General features: G+C 65.3%; 16 protein-coding genes. 5 read left to right on the top strand and 11 right to left on the bottom strand.

Annotated elements, in window-relative coordinates; genetic code table 11:
• Positions 1–91: 91 nt before the first annotated feature.
• Together JWJ88_RS03845 and JWJ88_RS03840 are read right to left on the bottom strand one after the other, a co-directional pair.
• The gene (locus tag JWJ88_RS03845) at positions 92–685 is read right to left on the bottom strand and encodes a peptidylprolyl isomerase (RefSeq protein WP_205294789.1); all 594 of its coding nucleotides are present in this window, start codon (positions 683–685) and stop codon (positions 92–94) included.
• On the bottom strand, positions 675–1,184 hold the full coding sequence (locus JWJ88_RS03840; protein ID WP_205294788.1) for a peptidylprolyl isomerase: 510 nt from the start codon (positions 1,182–1,184) through the stop codon (positions 675–677). Before JWJ88_RS03840 ends, JWJ88_RS03845 begins: the two co-directional genes overlap by 11 nt.
• A gap of 174 nt (positions 1,185–1,358) precedes the next feature.
• Here JWJ88_RS03840 and JWJ88_RS03835 point away from each other — a divergent pair, with 174 nt between their 5' ends.
• Positions 1,359–2,555 carry a phosphoglycerate kinase gene (locus tag JWJ88_RS03835; RefSeq protein ID WP_205294787.1) on the top strand — a complete coding sequence of 399 codons (1,197 nt, stop codon included), beginning with the start codon at positions 1,359–1,361 and terminating at the stop codon, positions 2,553–2,555.
• A 340-nt stretch (positions 2,556–2,895) separates the two neighbouring features.
• On the opposite strand, the gene JWJ88_RS03830 is transcribed toward JWJ88_RS03835, so the two are convergent.
• Positions 2,896–3,111 carry a hypothetical protein gene (locus JWJ88_RS03830; protein WP_205294786.1) on the bottom strand — a complete coding sequence of 72 codons (216 nt, stop codon included), beginning with the start codon at positions 3,109–3,111 and terminating at the stop codon, positions 2,896–2,898.
• 126 nt (positions 3,112–3,237) lie between these two features.
• Between JWJ88_RS03830 and JWJ88_RS03825 the strand changes: the two genes are divergently transcribed.
• The gene (locus JWJ88_RS03825; protein ID WP_205294785.1) at positions 3,238–4,167 is read left to right on the top strand and encodes a class I fructose-bisphosphate aldolase; all 930 of its coding nucleotides are present in this window, start codon (positions 3,238–3,240) and stop codon (positions 4,165–4,167) included.
• A gap of 133 nt (positions 4,168–4,300) precedes the next feature.
• A complete protein-coding gene (ftsY, locus tag JWJ88_RS03820; protein WP_205294784.1) occupies positions 4,301–5,401 on the top strand; it encodes a signal recognition particle-docking protein FtsY in 1,101 nt (366 codons plus the stop codon).
• Positions 5,402–5,459: 58 nt separating this feature from the next.
• Here ftsY and JWJ88_RS03815 read toward each other — a convergent pair whose 3' ends face one another.
• From JWJ88_RS03815 to hisS, 4 genes are read right to left on the bottom strand one after another with little or no spacing between them, the layout of a single operon-like run.
• Positions 5,460–5,828, bottom strand: a complete 369-nt coding sequence (locus JWJ88_RS03815) for a hypothetical protein (protein ID WP_205294783.1) — start codon at positions 5,826–5,828, stop codon at positions 5,460–5,462.
• Positions 5,829–5,883: 55 nt separating this feature from the next.
• The gene (gene hisG, locus JWJ88_RS03810) at positions 5,884–6,561 is read right to left on the bottom strand and encodes an ATP phosphoribosyltransferase (protein WP_205294782.1); all 678 of its coding nucleotides are present in this window, start codon (positions 6,559–6,561) and stop codon (positions 5,884–5,886) included.
• On the bottom strand, positions 6,558–7,625 hold the full coding sequence (locus tag JWJ88_RS03805; protein WP_205294781.1) for an ATP phosphoribosyltransferase regulatory subunit: 1,068 nt from the start codon (positions 7,623–7,625) through the stop codon (positions 6,558–6,560). The genes hisG and JWJ88_RS03805 overlap by 4 nt, the downstream gene beginning before the upstream one ends.
• Entirely contained in the window at positions 7,622–9,106 is a 1,485-nt protein-coding gene (gene hisS / locus JWJ88_RS03800; RefSeq protein ID WP_205294780.1) for a histidine--tRNA ligase, read from the bottom strand. The genes JWJ88_RS03805 and hisS overlap by 4 nt, the downstream gene beginning before the upstream one ends.
• Before the next feature lie 48 nt (positions 9,107–9,154).
• Here hisS and JWJ88_RS03795 point away from each other — a divergent pair, with 48 nt between their 5' ends.
• Complete coding sequence (locus JWJ88_RS03795) at positions 9,155–9,370, top strand: SlyX family protein (protein WP_205294779.1); 216 nt, start codon at positions 9,155–9,157, stop codon at positions 9,368–9,370.
• A gap of 69 nt (positions 9,371–9,439) precedes the next feature.
• Here the strand turns inward: JWJ88_RS03795 and JWJ88_RS03790 are convergent, their stop codons facing one another.
• On the bottom strand, positions 9,440–9,913 hold the full coding sequence (locus tag JWJ88_RS03790) for a DUF4177 domain-containing protein (RefSeq protein WP_205294778.1): 474 nt from the start codon (positions 9,911–9,913) through the stop codon (positions 9,440–9,442).
• 61 nt (positions 9,914–9,974) lie between these two features.
• Between JWJ88_RS03790 and JWJ88_RS03785 the strand changes: the two genes are divergently transcribed.
• The gene (locus JWJ88_RS03785) at positions 9,975–10,115 is read left to right on the top strand and encodes a hypothetical protein (protein WP_205294777.1); all 141 of its coding nucleotides are present in this window, start codon (positions 9,975–9,977) and stop codon (positions 10,113–10,115) included.
• A gap of 66 nt (positions 10,116–10,181) precedes the next feature.
• Here the strand turns inward: JWJ88_RS03785 and gatB are convergent, their stop codons facing one another.
• The 3 genes from gatB to JWJ88_RS03770 all read right to left on the bottom strand — a co-directional run bounded on the left by gatB (position 10,182) and on the right by JWJ88_RS03770 (position 16,814).
• Positions 10,182–11,696, bottom strand: coding sequence for an Asp-tRNA(Asn)/Glu-tRNA(Gln) amidotransferase subunit GatB (gene gatB, locus JWJ88_RS03780; RefSeq protein WP_205294776.1), 1,515 nt, complete (start codon positions 11,694–11,696; stop codon positions 10,182–10,184).
• A gap of 94 nt (positions 11,697–11,790) precedes the next feature.
• Positions 11,791–13,701, bottom strand: a complete 1,911-nt coding sequence (locus tag JWJ88_RS03775) for a monovalent cation:proton antiporter-2 (CPA2) family protein (protein WP_205294775.1) — start codon at positions 13,699–13,701, stop codon at positions 11,791–11,793.
• The gene (locus JWJ88_RS03770; protein WP_205294774.1) at positions 13,701–16,814 is read right to left on the bottom strand and encodes a hypothetical protein; all 3,114 of its coding nucleotides are present in this window, start codon (positions 16,812–16,814) and stop codon (positions 13,701–13,703) included. The genes JWJ88_RS03775 and JWJ88_RS03770 overlap by 1 nt, the downstream gene beginning before the upstream one ends.
• Positions 16,815–16,893: the final 79 nt, after the last annotated feature.

Raw genomic sequence — 16,893 nt, 5'->3', positions numbered from 1 at the left:
TCACCGCGCGGCGCTGTCCATGGGTATTCCGCCCGGCGCCACAAAAAAGGCCCCGCACGACGGCGGGGCCTTTGATGGAAAGGGTCGGAAATTACTCCTCGACCGTCACCTTGACCATGTAATCCGGGTCCGACACTGCGCCATTGGCGGCCGGGTCGCCCTTATTGATCGCGTTCAGAACGTCCCAGCCATCGACCAACTGGCCAACGACCGTATATTGCCCGTCCAGAAAAGTGGCGGGCGCCAGGTCGATGAAGAACTGGCTGTTGGCCGAATTCGGATCCTGCGAGCGCGCCATGCCCACCGTGCCCGCCTGGAAGCTGACATCGTTGAACTCGGCCGCGAGGTCCGGCAGGTCCGAGCCGCCCATGCCCGCCCGCGCGGTATCGCCGTCCTGTTTGCCAAACTGCACATCGCCAGTCTGGGCCATGAAACCGTCGATCACACGGTGAAACACCACGCCGTCATAGGCGCCGGATTTCGCCAGCGCCGTCAGTCGCTCGACATGCTTGGGCGCCTTGTCGCTGTAAAGGTCCAGCACGATCTTGCCCTTGGCCGTGCCCTTGGAATCGGCAACCTCGATGACGAGGTTCGGGCCGGGCCCATCCGTCACACCGGGCAGGCCCTGAGCATGAGCCGCACCGGCCGCCATCAGCAATGCGGGGATCAGCGCTTTATGCAACATCGGCTGCCACCTTTACCGAGATCATCCGGTCGGGATCGGCCGGCGGCTCGCCGCGCGCGATCTTGTCGACATGCTCCATCCCCTCGATCACCCGGCCATAGACGGTGTATTGCCCGTTCAGGAAATGGTTGTCCTTGAAGTTGATGAAGAACTGGCTGTTGGCCGAGTTCGGGTTCATCGACCGCGCCGCGCCCAGCGTGCCGCGATCATGCGGCAGGCGCGAGAACTCGGCCGGCAGGTCCGGCAGGTCCGAACCCCCCGTGCCGGCGCGGCCCGGATTGTAGTTATTTTCCATATTGGCATGCTCGACATCGCCGGTCTGGGCCATGAAGCCCTCGATCACGCGATGGAATGCGACGTTGTCGTATTTCCCGGCACGGGCCAGTTCCTTCATGCGCTCGGCGTGCTTGGGGGCAACGTCGGACAGCAGCTCGATCACCACCGGGCCGTCCTTCAGCTCGATGATGACCGTGTTCTCGGGATCCTTGATCTCGGCCATGGGGGTCTCCTTCTGATGGCTTGGACAAAGGCATAAGCATTTCGTCCGATCCATACAACGCCGCCCTTGCAGGCCAGTTCGCCGCGAACAAGGATTCAGGCGCAGGTTGACGAAAATGTCATGATGCGGGAAAACCCGCGGGGGCGCGTAGCCCAATATGAAAGGGACCGGAGCATGGCGGATTTCAACACGATCGACGATCTGGATCTTGACGGCAAGGTGGCGCTTGTCCGCGTGGACGTGAACGTCCCTGTCGAGAATGGTCAGGTCACCGATGCCACGCGGATCGAAAAGATCGTGCCGACCGTCAAGGATATTCAAGCCAAGGGCGGCATCCCGGTGCTTCTGGCGCATTTCGACCGCCCAAAGGGCCAGCGCGTGGACAGCATGAGCCTGAAAGTGGTGGTGCCGGCACTGGAAAAGGCGCTTGGCCAAAGCGTGAAGTTCTCGGACGAGGCCATCGGGGGGCCGGCCAAGCGCGCCGTGGCGGACCTCGTGCCGGGCGACGTGCTGCTGTTGGAAAACACCCGCTTCTATCCGGGCGAGGAAAGCAATGACGCGACCTTTGCCGCCTCGTTGGCCGCCTTGGGTCAGGTCTATGTGAACGACGCATTCTCGGCCGCGCATCGCGCCCATGCCTCGACCGAAGGCATCGCGCGGCTGCTGCCCGCCGCTGCCGGCCGGCTGATGGAGGCAGAGCTCAAGGCGCTGGACGCGGCGCTTGGCACCCCGCAGCGCCCAGTGGTGGCGGTCGTGGGCGGGGCCAAGGTTTCGACCAAGCTGGACCTGCTGGGCAACCTGATCGAAAAGGTGGATCACTTGGTGATCGGCGGCGGCATGGCCAACACTTTTCTGGTCGCCCAAGGTATCGAAGTCGGCAAGTCGCTGGCCGAACGCGACATGGCGGATACCGCGCGCGAGATTCTGGCCAAGGCCGAAAAATGCGGCTGCACCATTCACCTGCCGGTGGATGTGGTCGTGGCCTGCGAATTCAAGGCAGGTGCCGAAAGCGAAACGGTTGCGGCGGACGCCTGTCCTGTCGATGCCATGATCCTTGATGCCGGACCCGCCACGGTGGCAAAAATCCGCGAGGTCTTTGAAAGCAGCCGCACGCTGATCTGGAACGGCCCGCTCGGCGCCTTTGAAATCCCGCCCTTCGACACCGCGACCAACGCCGCCGCACAAGAGGCGGCAAGCCTGACGCGCGACGGCAAGCTGATCTCGGTCGCCGGTGGCGGCGATACGGTGGCGGCATTGAACAAGGCCGGCGTTTCTGGCGATTTCACCTTTATCTCGACCGCCGGCGGCGCCTTTCTGGAATGGATGGAAGGCAAGGAACTGCCCGGCGTGGCGGCATTGCAGAAACGCTAAGCCAAGGTACAGCAACACAGAAGGGGCCATAACGGCCCCTTTTTTCATGCGGGAAAGCGTTAATTCCCTGCCGTGGAAATGCCGGGTGCCGATACCTTGCCATGGGACACAGCGCCCTGTTTCGGGGGCTCGGCTGCAACAAACAAGGCAATCGCTACAGCAGCCACGGACAGCGCGAGCGTCATGGCGATAATCGGCGCGAAATGGCGGGCCCGTCGTTGCGGTCGCTTGCTGGGCGACATGAGTATCTCCGGTTTGTCGAGGTAACCCATATCCCCGCGGACGGTTCCCGCCAAGGTTGCATGACCGGGGGCGCAGTCGTCCCCGGTTCGGTGCAAGATCAGTTCCCCTCTGCCGGTGCGGTCTCGCCCGAAGGCGCTGCCGGCGCAGTCACGGCGGGCGGCGCATTGCGCTCGATATCGCGCGACTCGGTGTCAAGGAACAGGATGTAGAGAAAAGCCCCGATCGAGACCACGAAGGCCAAACCCAGCACCAGGAAAAAGGGCCGGTTCTGGCGGATTTGTTCGGGAATGTCGCCGGGATCTTCGTTTGCCATGGGAATCCCCCCGATTCTGACCCAGAAACAACGCTGGACGACGGCAACGGGTTCCGTTAGCGCAACCGCGATTGCCCTTGTCGGCGGGTCTGCTAATCAGCCCCCATTCAGACATGGAGTTCCCCGATGCAGATGACCGATACCGTCCGCAAGATCCTCGCCAATTACGAGGGCGAAGCGCCGGGTGTGAAGGCACAACTGGCCCGCATGCTGATGACCGGCAAGCTGGCCGGCACCGGCAAAATGATCATCCTGCCCGTGGACCAAGGGTTCGAGCATGGACCCGCGCGCAGCTTCGCGCCGAACCCGGCCGGCTATGACCCCCACTATCACTATCAACTGGCCATCGACGCCGGGCTGAATGCCTTTGCGGCCCCGCTGGGCATGATCGAGGCAGGTGCCGACACTTTTGCCGGCCAGATCCCGACCATCCTCAAGGTGAACTCGGCCAATTCGCTGATGTCGGATACTGCCGGCAAGAACCAGGCGATCACCGCTTCGGTCGATGACGCGCTGCGGCTGGGCTGCTCGGCCGTCGGCTTCACCATCTATCCGGGCTCGGACATGGCGCTGGACATGATCGAAGAGATCGTCGAGATGCGCAAGGAAGCCGCCGCCAAGGGCGTAGCCACCGTGATCTGGTCCTATCCGCGCGGCGAAGCGATTTCGAAGGACGGCGAGACCGCTATCGACATCGCCGCCTATGCCGCCCAGATCGCCGCGCTGATCGGTGCACATATCATCAAGATCAAGCTGTCGACCGATCACCTTGAACTGCCCGAGGCGAAAAAGGTTTACGAAGCTAAGGCCATCGACGTTTCGACCCAGGCCAAGCGCGTCGAGCATTGCATGCAGTCGGCCTTTAGCGGCCGCCGTATCGTCGTGTTCTCGGGCGGCGCCGCCAAAGGCGCGGATGCGGTCTATGACGACGCCCGCGCCATCCGCGATGGCGGCGGCAACGGCTCGATCATCGGTCGCAACAGCTTCCAGCGTTCGCGCGAGGATGCGCTGGAAATGTTGCAAAAGCTGGTCGATATCTATCTGGGCAAGGCCTGATCGCGGATTCGTGGGGCTCTGCCCCACACCCCGGGATATTTAGGCACGAAAGAAAGGGCGTCCGTTTCGGGGCGCCCTTTTCCTTTTGCCCAAGATTGCCTAGGTTCTGCGCGACAGACAGAAGGATGGGTGCATGTCGTTTTTCTCAAAGCTGCGCGACCGGCTGACACGCTCGTCGTCGAAGATTGGCGCGGGGCTGGAGGATATCGTCACTGAGGGCGCAAGCGAGAAAGCGCCGGAGACAGAACAGGACTGGGCGCACGTAACTGCGGGCAGCACACCTGCTTCAACGCCAGAACAAGCCTCTGAGATCCGGTCTTCTGCGGATCCGGCCGCACAAGTCGCGCGTACGGGTATGCTGGGGCGGCTTTTCAGCAGTACGCCCACCATCGCCGAACCGCGCCGCGAGCTGGACGATGTGATGCTGGAGGAACTGGAGGAAATGCTGATCCAGGCCGACATGGGCGTCGAGACCGCACTGCGCGTCACCGCAAATATCGCCGAAGGGCGCATGGGCCGCCGCGTCTCGGCCACCGAACTGAAAGAACTGTTGGCTGACGAGATCGCCCGCATCATGACCCCGGTCGCCAAACCCCTGCCGCTTTATCCCAAACGCCCGCAGGTGGTGCTGGTCGTCGGTGTAAACGGCTCGGGCAAGACCACGACCATCGGCAAGCTTGCCAGCCAGTTCAAGGCGGCGGGCAAAAACGTGGTGATTGCCGCCGGGGACACGTTCCGCGCCGCAGCCGTCGAGCAGTTGCAGGTCTGGGGCAGACGTGCGGGTGTGCCGGTGATGACGGCGCCCGAAGGTGCCGACCCCGCCAGCCTGGCCTTCGACGCCATGATCCGGGCCGAGGCCGAGGGCGCGGATCTGTTGATGATCGACACCGCGGGCCGGTTGCAAAACCGCCAGGACCTGATGGAGGAACTGGCCAAGATCGTCCGGGTAATCCGCAAAAAGGACCCTTCCGCACCACATAACACCCTGCTGGTGCTGGACGCCACTACCGGTCAGAATGCGCTGAGCCAGGTTGAGACCTTTCAGAAACTGGCCGATGTCTCGGGCCTTGTGATGACCAAGCTGGACGGCACTGCCCGCGGCGGGGTGCTGGTGGCACTGGCCGACCGTTTCGGCCTGCCAATCCATGCCATCGGCGTTGGCGAACAGATCGACGACCTCGACGCCTTCGATGCCCGCGAATTTGCCCGGGCTCTGGTCGGCCTGGGGGACTGACCCAAGCCGCTTCTTCGTTGCCCAAATACCCCCTGCGACCTGACTAGCCGGCGCGGCGTCAGGGTTTGACGAGATGCGCGTCGGTCCTGGCATTCACATCGGGCGCGACGGTGCCATCCGCATCGGCCTGTGGCTCGGTCACCTCTTGCGGCGGCGTAAAGGGGGCGGTCAGTTCGGCGGTGCCTGCCTGTTTGTCATAGATGCAGACATAGCGATCCGCCCCACCATCGGCGAGCGTGGTGATCAGCAGCGCCGCGCCATAGCTTTCCGATCCAAAGGGATTCACCTCGATCGCCGTCTCCCCCTCTTGGGGCGCAAGCGTCGTGCAGGCGGTCTCGACATCCTCGCGAAACTGCTGCCAAGCCTCCTCGGACGAGGCCGGCAAGGGGCTTGCGGACAAAAACAGCATCAGGACCGGCAGGCGCATCGTCGTTCTCCATAAGCGGCGCAGGAAGTCAACGCCCCTGCCCCGCCAATGGTTTCTATAACCCCAGCCGCGCCGCGAAAGCACGCACCTCGGCATCATCCCCCGCCGAAAGCGACCGCAAAAGTGTCGCCTGCGAGCGCAGGATCGGCTCGCAACCCAGAATCTTGAGATGGTTGGCGCGCAGCGTCTCGCCCGATGAGGTGATGTCGGCAACCGCCTCGGCGGTCAGGTTCGCCACCGTGCCCTCGGTCGCGCCCTGGCTGTCCACAAGCTGGTAATCCGCGACCTCTTCGGCCGAAAGCCAGGCCCTGACGAGGCGGTGGTATTTCGTCGCGATACGCAGCCGAAAGCCGTGCTCGGCGCGAAAATCGCGCGCGATGGTCGCGAAATCGTCCAGATCGTCGCAATCGCTCCAACAGGCGGGAACGGCCAGGATCAGGTCGGCATGGCCAAAGCCCATGGGTGCCACCTCCTCAACCTGGCTGCGCCAGCCGGCCAGCTTCTCGCGGATCAGGTCGGTGCCCGTCACGCCCAGATGGATGCGGCCGGCCTGCAATTCGCGCGGGATCTCGCCGGCCGAAAGCAGGACCAGCGCCACGTTCCCGGCCCCGTCAACACGGCCGGCATATTCACGTTCGGATCCAGCGCGCGACAGCCGCACACCGCGTGCGGCGAACCAGTCGAAGGTCTGTTCCATCAGCCGCCCCTTGGACGGCACGCCCAGCCGGATCATTCAAAGCCCCCCAGTTCATGGACGAGGCCCGGGCGAATGACCCCCCCAACCGCCGGGATCGAGCGCCCGCGCGCCTGCCCCAGCACGGCAGCCAAGGCATCATAGCGCCCGCCCGAGGCGACCGGCGGCCAGTCTTCATGCCCCGCTGCTGCAAAGCTGAAGGTCATGCCGTCGTAATATTCCATCGTGTGGCGACCGTGGCTGGCGTCGAAATGGATGGCCTCCACATCGATGCCGCGCGCCGCCAAAGCGGAGAGGTTGCGCTCCAGCCGGTCCACGGCTTCGGCGATGTCGGGGATCTCGGCGGCAAGCGCGCGCAACTGTCGCAACGCCTCGGGGGCCGGGGCGCGGATCGTGAACAACCGCTCCAGCCTCTCGACCCATTGCGGCGCCAGCGGTGCCTCGGCCGCATCGGTCCGCAAGCGGTCGATCCGGGCCTGCATCTCGTCGGGCGAACGCAGCCCGGTCCAAGGCGCATCGCTTTCGGGAAAGCTGCGGGTCAAGGTCGGCGCGGAAAATCGCGCAAGCAGCCGCGCAAAGCGTTTGGGCCGCCAGATATGATGCAAAAGCGCGGCGCGACGGGCGCCCGACAGCGGCAAAGCGCGTACTGCATCCATCAACAGGTCCATATCGCCCATGCTGGCTTGCAGTCTCAGGGGGGCAAGGATCTGGTGGAACAGCGCAAAGACCTCGGCATCGGCATCGGGATCGCGGGCGAAAAGCTCGAACCCCGCTTGCAGATATTCGTTGTCGCGCGGATGGTCCGGCCGGGTCTCGCCATGATCCTGCTTGCGAAAGACCTCGCCCAGATAGCAATAGCGCGCCGGTTCGGCACCGTTGGCCATGTGCATCTGCACCACCGGCACGGTGAAATCGGGGCGCAGCATCATCTCGCCCCGGATCGGGTCCTGCGTGACATAGGCGCGGGCGCGGATATCCTCGCCGTAAAGATCCAGCAGCGTTTCTGCCTCCAGCAGGATGTCTGGTGCGACTTCCTCGGCCCCTGCAGCACGAAAGGCGCTCAGTATCTGCTGGCCGATCGCCTGTTTCTCGCGCTTGCTCATCCCAGAATGCGCCGCACTTCCGCGATCAGATCCTGACGCGGCACCTCGGTCTGGGCGGGCTGGGCCTTCCATTCGTCATGGCTGGCCTCTGCGGCGATTTTTGCCCCCAGGATCAGGTCCTTGACCTGCACCACGCCGCGCTGCGCTTCGTCCGTGCCTTGAATGATGGCGACCGGGGCGTCGCGCTTGTCAGCGTATTTCAACTGGTTGCCAAAGTTCTTGGGATTGCCCAGATAAACCTCGGCCCGAATGCCGGCTGCGCGCAACTCGGCGGCCATGGCCTGATAATCGGCCATGCGTTCACGGTCCATGACGGTGACGACGACCGGACCCTGTTCGGCCCCACCCATCAGCCCTTTGGCGCGCAGCGCGGCCAGAAGCCGGTCCACGCCAATGGAAACGCCGGTGGCCGGCACCTTCTGGCCGGTAAACCGTTCGACCAGCCCGTCATAGCGCCCGCCGCCCGCAACCGAGCCGAACTGGCGCTTGCGGCCTTTCTCGTCCAGAATTTCAAAGGTCAGTTCGGCCTCGAAAACCGGGCCGGTATAATAGCCAAGGCCGCGCACGATCGAGGGGTCGATGACCGCGCGGTCCTCTCCGACACCCATGGCGGCAAGCATCGCCGCGATCTGGGCCAGCTCCTCGACCCCCTCGGCACCGGCTTCCGAGGTGCCCACGGCAGCGCGCAGATTGGCCAGCGTTTGCGTATTGTCCGTGCCCTTCGAGGTCAGGAAGGCGATTACCGGCTCGGCCTGTTCGGGGCTGAGACCCACCCCGTCGATGAAAGCGCCCGAATCGTCCTTGCGCCCGGTCGTCAGAAGCTGGCGCACGCCCTGTTCGCCGACCTTGTCGAACTTGTCGATGGTGCGCAGCACGTCGTCGGCGGGCTTGCCATGATCCACGCCCATCGATTCAAGAATGCCGTTCAACACCTTGCGGTTGTTGATGCGGATCAGGTAATCGCCGCGGGCGATGCCGGCATGTTCCAGCGCAGCAGCCAGCATGGCGCAGATTTCGGCATCCGCCGCGACCGAGGCCGCGCCCACGGTATCGGCGTCGCATTGATAGAACTGCCTGAAACGGCCGGGCCCTGGCTTTTCGTTGCGCCAGACCGGCCCCATGGCATAGCGGCGATAGGGGCTGGGCAGGTCGTTGCGAAACTGCGCCGCGACGCGCGCCAGCGGCGCGGTCAGGTCATAGCGCAGCGCCAGCCAGTCGCCAGTGCCGCCGCCCGGGACCTCGGCCTCTTGCCAGGCAAAGACGCCGGCATTGGGCCGATCCACGTCGGGCAGGAATTTTCCCAACGCCTCGACGGTTTCGACGGCGCTGGTTTCCAGAGGCTCGAAACCGTGGCGATGATAGATTTCGGCGATACGGTCGAGCATCTGCTTGCGTTCGGTCACATCGGCGCCGAAATAGTCACGGAACCCCTTGGGCGTCTCGGCCTTGGGACGGGGCTGTTTCTTCTGATCTTTCGCCATGGTTTGCCTCGGGCTTTTCCATGCGGCGGTCTAACGGATGGAGGATGGATGGACAAGCAGACGCAGGAACGGATCGAACGGCTGGAGGTGGCCGTGGCACATCTGACCCGGCAGACGGACGATCTGTCAGGGATCGTAGCACGGCAGGAAGGCGAGATCGCCCGGCTGGCGCGACGCATCGGCCTGCTGATGGAGCGCGAAGCGGAACGCGAGGCCGAAACCGGGACGATTCCGTTGGCGGATCAGCGTCCGCCGCATTGGTAAGGGGTCAGGGGCGCTGCCCCTCGCCCCCGTGCCGGGGGCTCACCCCGGGATATTTGGACACGAAAGAATTCAGCGGCTGGCCGGGCCCAAACGCGGACCATTGGGCACTGATGCTTGCGGCGCGGTCAGCGGTGGCTCAGAAACGCGGGGCGGCGCGCCGGATGCGACGGGCTTCGATGCGGCCAGCATCGGCTGGCTGAAGGGGCCACGGGCGGGCGTCGATGCCTCGGGCTCTGGCTGGTGGGGTTCGGGTTCGTAGGCGGGAGTGACCGGCTGGGGCTGCTGAACGACCGCTTGCGGAACTTCGGGTTGGTTGAGAGCGCGCCGGAAAATCAGCAGGTTATGATAAACCGTGGTGCGGCTGGTCAGGCCCGAGCGTTCCTCGGCGGGCAGGGTTTCGGCGCGGACATAGTCCCAGCCGTCGCGGGCCATATCGTTCATGAGGTCGGTCAGGGTCGCTGCAAAACGCTCGATCCCGCTGCGGGCGCCCTTGGCCTTTTCGCCGCGCGCCGGGGCGGGGATGACGGTGTATTCGTAGCTCATGCTTGGGCCTTTCGTTTGCCCCGCAAGTTAGGCGAGATGCGGCGGCAAGGGAAGCGGCAGCTTGAGCCGGGCCGCCCTGCCAGACGGGCGCAGCAAGGAATCGCCGGCGAGGCGCGACGGCATCCGGGTCGTCCGGGTGGCTGCCAAGGCCGATCACGAGATCGGCGGCGGGCATGACCAGAACGGCAGGATGGCCGATTAGGGCGAAGATACCCGATCCGGGCGGTTCCCGACGCGGCCCCGATATTCGTCGGGGCCGACATGCAGGTTATTGGCCGAGTTTCCTGGCGACCAGTTCGTTCACGGCAGCCGGGTTGGCCTTGCCGCCCGTCGCCTTCAGCACCTGGCCGACGAACCAGCCCGCCAGCTTGGGATTGGCGCGGGCTTTTTCCACCTGCGCCGGATTCGCGGCGATGATCTCGTCCACCGCCTTTTCGATGGCGCCCAGATCGGTGACCTGCTTCATGCCCCGCGCCTCGACGATCTGGGCGGGATCGCCGCCTTCGGTCCAGAGGATCTCGAACAGGTCCTTGGCAATCTTGCCCGAGATGGCGCCACCGGCGATCAGGTCGATCACCCCGCCAAGCTGTTCGGCCGAGACGGGCGAGGTTTCCACCGTCAGCCCCTCTTTGTTCAGGCGGCCGAAGAGTTCGTTGATGACCCAGTTCGCGGCCTGCTTGCCATCGCGGCCGGCTGCGACCTTTTCGAAGTAATCGGCATTCTCGACCTCGGCGGTCAGCACGCCGGCGTCATATTCGGACAGGCCCAGCCCGGTGACGAAACGCGCCTTTTTCTCATCGGGCAGTTCCGGCATGACGGCGGCGATTTCGTCCACCCAGCCCTGTTCGATCTCGAGCGGCAAAAGGTCGGGATCGGGGAAATAGCGATAGTCGTGCGCCTCTTCCTTGGAGCGCATCGAGCGGGTCTCGCCCCGGTCGGGATCGTAGAGCCGGGTTTCCTGCACGACCTTGCCGCCATCCTCGACGATAGCGATCTGGCGGCGGGCCTCGTATTCGATGGCGGCCTGGATGAAGCGCAGCGAGTTCATGTTCTTGATCTCGCAACGGGTGCCCAGATGGCTGAAATCGCCGGTTTCCTGATAGCGTTCATATGCGCCGGGCGCGCAGATCGAGACGTTCACGTCGGCGCGCAGGTTGCCGTTTTGCATGTTGCCGTCGCAGGTGCCCAGATAGCGCATGATCTGGCGCAGCTTGGCGACATAGGCCGCCGCCTCTTCGGGGCCGCGGATGTCGGGGCGGCTGACGATCTCCATCAGCGCCACGCCGGTGCGGTTCAGGTCCACGAAGGACATGTTCGGGTCCATGTCATGGATCGACTTGCCGGCGTCCTGTTCCAGGTGGATGCGTTCGATGCGGACGCGACGGGCAACGCCGGGGGCCATGTCCACGATCACCTCGCCCTCGCCCACGATGGGGTGATAGAGTTGGCTGATCTGATAGCCTTGCGGCAGGTCGGGATAGAAATAGTTCTTGCGGTCAAAGGCCGAGAACAGATTGATCGCAGCGTTCAGACCAAGGCCGGTCTTGACCGCCTGAGCCACGCAGAATTCGTTGATTACCGGCAGCATGCCGGGCATGGCGGCATCGACGAAGGCGACATGGCTGTTCGGCTCGGCCCCGAAGCCGGTCGAGGCGCCCGAAAACAGCTTGGCGTTCGAGGCGACCTGGGCATGGACTTCCAGCCCGATGACCAGTTCCCAGTCCTGTTTCGCACCCTGGATGACTTTCGGTTCGGGGGCGGTATAGGTCAGATGGTCAAGCATGGCATTTCCCTTGGCGAGGTTGCCCCGCCTTCTAGGCGCTTGGCGCGCGGCTCGCAAGTGTCGCACGCCACCCCCGCACTGTTGCAAGGCGCGATCAGCGTCCACCGGGACGGCCGGGTCGTGCCAGCCCATGTTCGGGTGCCTCGTCCGGCTCGGCAGCGATGGGGGCGGCGCTGGGGCCGTCGGCAAAGCGTTGCATCAGCGCGTTTTCAAGCTGTCGGTTCAGGTCGCGGCTCAACTGCATGTATTCGCCGTTCTCATCGACCGGAACGCCCGGTTTCCAGACCTCGGCCAGTTCGCGCATATGGGCGCGGTCCATGCGATAGAAGATCCGCTCCAACTCGGACGCCTCGTAGGGCGAAAGCCCCAGATGCTCCAGCACATAGCGCCCCGCGCGCAGCGAACTGTCGAATGTCTCGCGCACGATATGGTCGGCGCGGGCGGCATAAAGGCGGAACACATCCACCCGGTCGCGCGCCCGGGCGATGATCACGATGTCGGGGCGTTTTTCCTTGGCATAGCGGATCAGGCGCAGGTTCGCCTCGGGGTCGTCGAGCGCAGCGACCAGCACCCGCGCCTTGTCGAGGCCCGCAGCGGCCAGGATCTCGGGGCGCGTCGGATCGCCGAAATAGCCCTTGAAGCCAAAGCGGCGCATCAGTTGGATCACCTCGAGATCGTGATCCAGCACGGTGGTCTTGTAGCCCGACATGGTGACGAGCCGGTTCAGCACCTGACCAAAGCGCCCCACCCCGGCAATGATGATCGGCTGCTGTTCCGATATCTCGTCGGCAATGTCGCTGGCACGTTCCTCGGCAATGCGGCGCGAGATGAAGTCGGACAGAATGAACAGCAGGGGTGTCGCCAGCATGGAAAGCGCGATCACCAACAAAAAGCCCTGCGCCACGAGCCGCGGCAGAATCGCCAGAGATACGGCATAGGAGATCAGCACAAAGCCGAACTCCCCCGCCTGCGCAAGCGACAGGGTGAACAGTGTGCGGTCCCTGCCCCGTAACCCGGTAAGCCGCGCGATCAGGTGCAGCACCAGCGCCTTGATGGCGATCATCGTCACGGTGATGCCCAGCACCGTCGCCGGATATTCGAAGAGCAACTGGAAATTCATCCCCGCGCCAACGGTGATGAAGAACAGCCCCAGCAGCAGACCTTTGAAAGGCGCGATCTGGCCTTCCAGCTCGTGACGGAATTCCGACCCGGCCAGCATCACCCCGGCCAGAAAGGTGCCAAGCGCCGGCGACAGGCCCACGAACTCCATCAGCGAGGCGATACCGACCACGATCAGCAGCGCAACGGCGGTATCCAGTTCGTTCAGGCGGGCGGAATAGACATAGCGAAACAGCGGCCGGATCAGGTATTGCCCCATCAGCACCACCGCCGCCACCGCCCCCAAGGTGACCAGCGCCGCCCCCCAGCCGGGCAGAGAATGCATGAAGGCTTCGCCGATATGATCCTCGGCCTGCTGCAAGGGCGCGCGGGTGGCCAGCAGCGGCATCAGCGCCAGCATCGGGATCACCGCGATGTCCTGCGTCAGCAAAATCGCAAAGGCGCTGCGACCGCCCGGAGTGTGCATCAGCGACTTCTCGGTCAGCGTCTGCAGCACGATGGCGGTGGAACTCAGCGACAGGATCATGCCCAGCGTAACCGCGATATGCCAGTCCTGCCCCAGTGCCATACCAACCAGCGCCAAAAGCGCGACCGTGCCAAGAATCTGCATGCTCGCCAGCCCCAGCAGGCGCTTGCGCATCTGCCACAGTGCCTGCGGCTCCAACTCCAGCCCGATCAGGAACAGCATCATCACCACGCCGAATTCGGCGAAATGCTGCAAGTCCGCCATCTCGCCCGGCGTGCCGGCAATACCCAGCACCGGACCGATGACGATGCCCGCGATCAGATAGCCAAGGACCGAGCCCAAACCCAGTCGGGCGGACAGCGGCACAGCGATCACCATTGTCGTCAGGTAGACAGTGGCGATCAGCAGGAATGTCTCCATCAGCGCCCGTCCAGCATCCGCAATTCGTGGGTGCGGCCGGCCTTGACATAGGTCAGCCGTCCATCGCCGATCGAGTTGATTGTGCCGCCGTCGATGCGGTCGCCCAGGCGGACGGTCACCACCTTGCCGTTGCGCAGCCGGATCAGCGCACGGCTGGCCTTGCCGGCGCCGATGATGCCGATGACCGTGGTGCGGCCCAGGTCGATGGCGCGGGCCTGAGTCGCGGATTTGGCCACCGAGGCCGAGGTCGCCCCCCCGGTCAGGGCGCTGGCGGCGATCTCGGGCTCGTTGTCGATCTCGGGCGGCTTGTATTCCTGACTTTTGGCGCGGGCCGCGCGTTCCTCGGCATCCGCTTGGGCGCGGGCGCGGGCCTCGGCCTGAGCGCGGGCCTGCGCCTCGGCCTTGGCATCGGCAGCGGCGCGGGCACGGATGCGGGCCTCGGCCTGTGCCTGCAACTGTTCGTCAAGCTTGCGGCGGGCGTCCAGTTCAGCCTCGCCGACGCCGGGCGCTGCGGCAGCGGCAGCCGCCTCGGCAGGCGCGGGATTGGCAGCCGCCTCGGGCGACGCAGCGGGCCGGTCGCCGCGCCGGGGCGGCAAGGGGGACGAGGCAAGCGCAGAAAGCTGCACCCCACCCGGCGACGCAGGCGAAGCCGCGACCGCGGCGGAGAGGGCCGCCTCGACAGCCTCACCGGAAACCGCGGCGGCAGCAGCCGTGCCGGGACGGGCGCGCGGACGTGACGAGCCACGCAAAAGCCCGCCCGAATCCCGGGCGGGCGCAGCGGCGGTTTCCGTGCGGGCCGGCTTGTCTGGTGGCGGCGTGGTTGCAGAACTCAGCGCGGCATCTATGGCCGAGGGGCTAACGACATCGCTGGCGGTTGCCGGGGGACTGGCGCCCGGCTTGCGCTGAGGGCGGGCCTGCGCCAGCCGCTCGCCGCGCGGCATGGGATCAAGCGAAACCAGCCCGCTGCGTCCAATATCTCCGATAAGGTCACGCAAATGCTGTTGTTCGGCCGGGGTCAGGCTGTCGACAGACAGGTCTGCCCCCGAAAGCTCGGGGGTCGAACCCTCGGGCCGCGACGGCGGCCGGGCAGAGCCGCGCATGACCGCGTTGCTGGTCGTCGTGGCGGACTGAACTTGAGCCTGAGCTTGCGCCGGGACCACCGCCGGGGTCGCAGCCGGAGCGGCAGGACGGCTGCGAGCGGGCGGCCGGGCGCTGGCGACGGGGTCGGCACGGCGCTGACTGGCCTCGAAAGGCAGCGGGTCCGAGGGCAAGCGGGGCGCGGTATCTGCACGCGGCACCGTGGTTTGCGGTGTGCTGCGGCGTGGCGCCAATTGCGGCCGCGCCGAACTGGTCAGCCGGGTGGCAGCGGGTGCAGGTCCGGCAGGGCGAGCTTGCGCTGGCGCAGGGGCCGGAGCAGCCACGGCCGCAGGCCGGGGCACAGCAGCAGGCTGCGGCGTTTCAGCGGCGGACCGCGGCGACGTTTCCTGGGCCTGCTGCTGGGGTTGAGGTTCTGTCGCGACAGTTGCCTGAACCGGAGGCACCACGGCGGCGGCGACGGCGGCGGCAGCAACGATGACGCGGCGCTGCTCTTCCTCGGTCAGGGCCGAGACCGGCGGGGTGGCGGTAGCTGCCGGGTTCACCGCTGCAGGCTGTTGGGGCGCAATCGCGGCGGGTTCGGCCGCAACCGGATCAGTGGCCGGATCAGTGGCTGGATCAGTGGCTGGATCAGTGGCTGGATCAGTGGATTGAACTGGCTCGGCGATAGCCGGCGCGGGCGTGGGTTCGACCGGGGCAGCGACAGCGGGATTAGCCGTTTGCGCCGGGGCGGGTTCGGCAGGGTGCGGGACGGCGGCCCGTTCAACGGGGGCAACCGCTGCAATCTGCGCGGGCTCTCGGTTCGGCACCAGAAAGGCCCAGATCAGAATCAACCCCACGACCAGCGCACCCAGCATGGTGACCAATCCGGCAAGACCGCCACGTTGGCCCACACGCTTCGGCTGCTGGGGCGGCGCACTGCCTGCAGGGCGAGTCTGGCGGGCACTGGCCGCACGCTCATGCAAGGCGCGGGCACGCGGGTTCAACTCGTTCGACGCCCGAGGCGCGGATTTCGGCCCCGCAGTAGGTGCAGCGCCGCCCATAGCTGCGGTGGCTTCAGTCGGAATCCCAGCGGCCTCGGCAGCAAGGGTTTCGGCGGGATCCTCAAACGCCCCCTCAGAAACCGCAGCCCCTTCATCCTGCAGCGTTTCCTCGGCCAAGGCCTCTCCCACCGTCTTATCCAAAATTTCTTCGGAATTTTCTGAGCCTACGCCGATATCTTCGATATTTTCTGCGGCAGCTTCCGGCGCAAAAATCGGGCCGGTGTTTTCCTTTGGCTCCTCCGCCTCACCCACTTCTGCCGGGGCGGATTCCTCGGACAGCGGCTCTGCCTGTCCAGCATCTGCGTCGGAAAAGCTATCGACAGCCTCGCCCTCGGTCGCTTCTGGCCGGTCGGCGTCAAGATCCAGCGCCTCTTGTTCCGCCGCGTCCTCGGGGTCCTCTTCCTCGATCAGCAAGGCCGAGGCGGTGACGGCGGCCTGCGCCGGATCGACCTGGGTGCGGACGCGCGAGGCCGGTCGCAGCGAAAAGACCGGCTCGCCCGGATAGACCCCGGCGGCAGGGGACGCGCAATAGGCCTGCCCGTCGAAACCGTATTGTTCGGCGAAGTCGCGGGCCTCGCGCAGGGTCTGGCGGGCCACGGCGGCGACGCGCACGCTGTCGCCATCGCCCTCCCAATCGAAGGCCAGATCCTCGATCGCATAGGGGGTCAGCCCGTCCAGCGCCCGGCCCACGGCATGTTCGCGATCCGCGCCCGGCGCGACGGTCAGTGTCGTATAAAGGATCTGGTCGTCGGGAATGATCAAGGTGACAGGCAGCGCCACCTCGGGTCCTGCGCCGGTCGCCATGGCGCGTAGCTGGGCCAGTTCCTCGTGAAAGCCGGGCGATGCGAAATCGACCGAGCCCATATGCCGCCAAGCCGCCGGGGCGGTGCCGCCCTGTCCCCGTTCGCGCCGTTCGACATGCACGGCGTCCTCGCTGAAGGAAAGAGCGTATTCAGTAACGGAATCAAGCGACATCGACGGGCTTTGCTTTCGGTTCCGGGCACCCGGGGCATCCTTGGGCGCATCTTCGTGATTGATCCTTCTGAACTAACCC

It is taken from the genome of Paracoccus methylovorus, from assembly GCF_016919705.1.
In the GTDB taxonomy this organism is placed as follows: Bacteria; Pseudomonadota; Alphaproteobacteria; order Rhodobacterales; family Rhodobacteraceae; genus Paracoccus; species Paracoccus methylovorus.
The sequence above is the reverse complement of the archived record's forward strand: the minus strand, read 5'-3'. Positions and strand labels throughout refer to the sequence as shown.

Coding starts and splice junctions, on each gene's coding strand:
- JWJ88_RS03835 (WP_205294787.1), top strand. CDS start 1,359: ATGGCGGATTTCAACACGATCGACGATCTGGATCTTGACGGCAAGGTG.
- gatB (WP_205294776.1), bottom strand. CDS start 11,696: ATGCTTGACCATCTGACCTATACCGCCCCCGAACCGAAAGTCATCCAG.
- JWJ88_RS03825 (WP_205294785.1), top strand. CDS start 3,238: ATGCAGATGACCGATACCGTCCGCAAGATCCTCGCCAATTACGAGGGC.
- JWJ88_RS03795 (WP_205294779.1), top strand. CDS start 9,155: ATGGACAAGCAGACGCAGGAACGGATCGAACGGCTGGAGGTGGCCGTG.
- hisG (WP_205294782.1), bottom strand. CDS start 6,561: ATGATCCGGCTGGGCGTGCCGTCCAAGGGGCGGCTGATGGAACAGACC.
- JWJ88_RS03805 (WP_205294781.1), bottom strand. CDS start 7,625: ATGAGCAAGCGCGAGAAACAGGCGATCGGCCAGCAGATACTGAGCGCC.
- hisS (WP_205294780.1), bottom strand. CDS start 9,106: ATGGCGAAAGATCAGAAGAAACAGCCCCGTCCCAAGGCCGAGACGCCC.
- JWJ88_RS03845 (WP_205294789.1), bottom strand. CDS start 685: ATGTTGCATAAAGCGCTGATCCCCGCATTGCTGATGGCGGCCGGTGCG.
- JWJ88_RS03775 (WP_205294775.1), bottom strand. CDS start 13,701: ATGGAGACATTCCTGCTGATCGCCACTGTCTACCTGACGACAATGGTG.
- JWJ88_RS03770 (WP_205294774.1), bottom strand. CDS start 16,814: ATGTCGCTTGATTCCGTTACTGAATACGCTCTTTCCTTCAGCGAGGAC.
- JWJ88_RS03840 (WP_205294788.1), bottom strand. CDS start 1,184: ATGGCCGAGATCAAGGATCCCGAGAACACGGTCATCATCGAGCTGAAG.
- JWJ88_RS03815 (WP_205294783.1), bottom strand. CDS start 5,828: ATGCGCCTGCCGGTCCTGATGCTGTTTTTGTCCGCAAGCCCCTTGCCG.
- JWJ88_RS03830 (WP_205294786.1), bottom strand. CDS start 3,111: ATGGCAAACGAAGATCCCGGCGACATTCCCGAACAAATCCGCCAGAAC.
- JWJ88_RS03790 (WP_205294778.1), bottom strand. CDS start 9,913: ATGAGCTACGAATACACCGTCATCCCCGCCCCGGCGCGCGGCGAAAAG.
- ftsY (WP_205294784.1), top strand. CDS start 4,301: ATGTCGTTTTTCTCAAAGCTGCGCGACCGGCTGACACGCTCGTCGTCG.